We start from the raw sequence: 3570 nt of genomic DNA, 5'->3' as shown, positions 1-3570 counted from the left end.
AGAGAATCGCCCTGGACACGGCCAAACGATCCTCTGGCACTCTCGCTAGTTGATATGTGCCGAATTGGATCGGTTTGTTGTACATGTAATAGTACTTTCGGTCGTTACCGTTTTTGTCCATCGTAGCGCCACCAAAGGTTGCAGGGTTGATTCCTGTTATCTCCAAAATGCGATAATCCACTTGCTGAGTCTGCTTCACAATCTCAGCTGGGCTCAGGATAGGTATAAAATCCTGGACAGAAGTATCCTGGAAGGATATTCGAATTAAGTAGTTACGTTTTTGGTCATAATAGAATCCCCATTTATTGATATGTGCAAAGCCTGAATCTGTGTAGTCAAATGAACTGGTCCAAAAATGGTCCAGATTCTGGCCATGTGCCATAGCCACCTGTCCATGCTCATATAATTGGTCAACTGCATTTTTCCAATGCCCTGTCAATGGGTCGGATGACGTTAGCTCTTTAGGATTCGAAGATTTGACAACCTTATATCCCTGTCCTTCTCGGATTATCAAAGAAATATTAATATCCCTGTGGAGTGTAGCTATTTGTTGTAGCTGTTTCTGCTGGATATTTCGGATGTCGGAATCGAGCTGATTAGCAGCCAACGTAGCAGAAAGCCACAAATTATATCCGAGCTGCTTGTCAACGGCTTCCCAGCTATGCCGGTTTTGTTCAATAGCTCCTCCGATAATTTTAGCCGTCAGAACCATTTTGGTTTCACTGTCACTTCTTAGATTTTCATGGGTCGTGTAGTAATTGAGTGCGATGTTTAACAACAGGATAAATAGGACCGACCCTGACAAAATGATCGTTATTCTGATTTTTATCGACACACTGATTTCTCACCTCTTGCCGTATGCTGGCGATTACTGGCAATTGCTAACTCAATGATACCGTAATAGCGTCTGGGATACCAGCATTTACATTTACCGGATATACATAAATACACATCTTGTGAACAATGTTGTCAATAGGCGAGCATTTACCTACAATGTAATAAGATAATCATCCACATTTAGTCCACAAATACACAGAAGTTATTATAAACTGTGGATAAATATGTGGACAAGTATGGTGTTATCCACAATTTTATTCACATCATGTTAACAACGGAATACTTGTTCGTTGGATAATTCCGACGTTTGAAAGGAGCAATTCCCCAGTGACCACTATGGATCACGCCTATTGGATGAAAGAAGCCATTCAGGAAGCGTACAAGGCAGAAGCGTTGGGTGAAGTCCCCATCGGAGCTGTCATTGTAAAAGATAATGAAATTATCGGTCGTGGCTACAATTTGCGCGAAACCGATACCGACCCAACCGCACATGCAGAGATGGTTGCCATTCGGCAGGCCAGTGAGCATCTGGGAGCCTGGCGCCTGCTGGATTGCAGGTTGTATGTCACTTTGGAGCCGTGCCCGATGTGCGCTGGAGCCATTGTGCAATCGCGTGTCCCCCATTTAATATATGGCACTACAGATCCCAAGGCAGGCTGCGCAGGCACGCTAATGAATTTATTGCAGGAGCCTCGCTTTAACCATTGTACAGAAGTAACCAGTGGTGTACTTCAAGAGGAATGTGCCTCCTTGCTAACAAACTTTTTCCGGCAGCTCCGGCAGAAAAGAGCGGCTGCCAAATCGTCTCTTCCCCCCTCTCCATCCTGAGGAGAACAAGGCCAAAGTTCTCATTTCACTGCTAATTCCCCATGAAAGGAGATCAACCCATGCCTATGGGCTTGTATAACACGCCTCAGGGTATCTTTTTACGTCCTCTAGGCTTAGAGGATAGCGAAGCCCTTCTCGGCCTTAGGCTTCGAAATAGGGACTCTCATGCGCCCTATGAACCGCTTTATGAGGATTCATTTTTTACTTTAGAGAAACAACAGGATTATATCCGTCAGAGATTGCGCCAAGCGGAAGAAGATCGAGGCTACTTATTTGGTATCTTTCTCTTAAAACAAGAACGTTTGATAGGCTATATCTCTATTTCCAACCTGGTGCGTGGAGTTGGTCAGTTCGCCGATGTCGGCTATATGATGGATCAACAGGAGCAGGGAAAGGGGCATATGACAGCTGCTTTAAAGCTAATCATACAGTATGCCTTCCGTGCCTTATCTCTACATCGTCTCCAGGCAGGTACCCTTCTGCATAATAATCGCTCACAACGTGTATTACAGAAATGTGGCTTTCAGCCGGAAGGTATTGCTCGCAAGCTGGTACAGATTCAGGGCGAATGGCAAGATCATCAGATGTTCGCGATTCTAGCTGAGGATAACGTGTGACGAACTCATACTGCACGAAAAACAACTTAATCATAGACAAAAAAAACCGCTCGGCTTATGCCGAGCGGTTTTCTTACATCCCCTCCGAAGGAGTGATGTTTATAATGATGTCATCCCCTGTTTAAGGAGATACAGTTTGCATTTTTTGTTGCAGTTGTTCGATCGTCAGGACTTGATCAGCTGTTGGGATACCCACTTTAAATGCTGCTTTTTCATTGATCTTGCTGTATTGCGAGTATCCTGTTACAGACAACTTCACATTATCTTTCGTAGAAGGATCATTCACTTCCACGTTCGCATTCAGATCTTGATACACAGGAACGTTATCCTTGTTCAAAGCAGTGTTAACGTCAAACTGTTTCACTGTCAGATAGTTCTTCAACTCATCCAACTTTTTGCTAACTTCGCTGGTGTTGGATTGCAGTTCTTTCTTCGCTTCAGCCAGTTCTTCTTTCTTCACTTGAAGCATGCCAGCATATTCGTCTTTAGACATTATATCAAGGACCTTAGGCAGCGCCTTAGTGATAAATGTATTAGTCGCTTGCTTCACATTGTCGTTTGTGATTTTAAATTGAACCACTTGTTTTGCTTCAACGCCTTGTGGCAATTTAGCGTCTTTAGGATCAATATCAAAGAAATACGTAGCTTGATCATACTCGTTCATGATAGCAGCAATCACTTCATTCGCAAATTTTTGCGATTTTTCCTGATCCATGGTTGCTGGGTTAAATTCTTGTCCCGATTGCTTAGCCAGTTCTTGTGGATCAATCAGCAGGAATTTACCTACAACATCCTGTGGAAGCGGGTAGAATGGAATATTAGGAATTTTCACGTACAATTTATCTTTAGTCATGACCATTGGAATCGTAAAGTTGGTAGAAAGATCACCTTTCAAATGAATGCCAAGCGTCATTTCAGATTGGAAGGGCTCCTTTTGGTATACACCATCCAGCGTAATGTCTGCATTTTTCAGCATGCTAGTTACCATTGCACTTTGTTCAGCCGGAACAGAAGCGGAGGTAATTGCCAGTTCCTTAACGGTAAATTGACTTTTGGATTCGTAGGAATTCAACTTCATAGCATTTGCTGTACCAGTCGTAACCGCTTCTTTCGGTTCTAACTTCTTGCTACAACCTACCAGCGCTACCGTCATAAGCAACACCATAGTGAGGACCAAGACGGATAACTTTTTACTCATTGTGTAGATTCTCTCCTCTCATAATTAACCCCTTTTTTATACTAACAAAAAAATACACACCCTCTATTTTAACTCATATTCACAAACGGC

General features: G+C 43.1%; 3 protein-coding genes and 1 pseudogene. 2 read left to right on the top strand and 2 right to left on the bottom strand.

Annotation, left to right across the window (positions count from 1 at the left end; genetic code table 11):
* A pseudogene (locus tag AC5V8P_RS24330) lies at window positions 1-835 on the bottom strand (PAS domain-containing sensor histidine kinase); the annotation flags it as partial.
* Between the two features lie 329 nt (window positions 836-1164).
* On the opposite strand from AC5V8P_RS24330, the gene tadA reads away from it, so the two are divergent.
* Both tadA and AC5V8P_RS24320 read left to right on the top strand, forming a co-directional pair.
* Entirely contained in the window at window positions 1165-1665 is a 501-nt protein-coding gene (tadA, locus tag AC5V8P_RS24325) for a tRNA adenosine(34) deaminase TadA (protein ID WP_064795691.1), read from the top strand.
* 59 nt (window positions 1666-1724) lie between these two features.
* Window positions 1725-2282 carry a GNAT family N-acetyltransferase gene (locus AC5V8P_RS24320; RefSeq protein WP_064795692.1) on the top strand — a complete coding sequence of 186 codons (558 nt, stop codon included), beginning with the start codon at window positions 1725-1727 and terminating at the stop codon, window positions 2280-2282.
* A 121-nt stretch (window positions 2283-2403) separates the two neighbouring features.
* Here AC5V8P_RS24320 and AC5V8P_RS24315 read toward each other — a convergent pair whose 3' ends face one another.
* On the bottom strand, window positions 2404-3480 hold the full coding sequence (locus tag AC5V8P_RS24315) for a hypothetical protein (RefSeq protein WP_063212169.1): 1077 nt from the start codon (window positions 3478-3480) through the stop codon (window positions 2404-2406).
* Between the last annotated feature and the right edge of the window lie 90 nt (window positions 3481-3570).

The sequence above is a fragment of the Paenibacillus sp. N119s genome, assembly GCF_059447605.1.
Note: the sequence above shows the minus strand (reverse complement) of the source record. Positions and strands in the feature narration are given on the sequence as shown.

Excerpts from the sequence above, each read along its gene's own strand:
- AC5V8P_RS24315 (WP_063212169.1), bottom strand. The coding sequence starts at position 3,480 with ATGAGTAAAAAGTTATCCGTCTTGGTCCTCACTATGGTGTTGCTTATG.
- AC5V8P_RS24320 (WP_064795692.1), top strand. The coding sequence starts at position 1,725 with ATGCCTATGGGCTTGTATAACACGCCTCAGGGTATCTTTTTACGTCCT.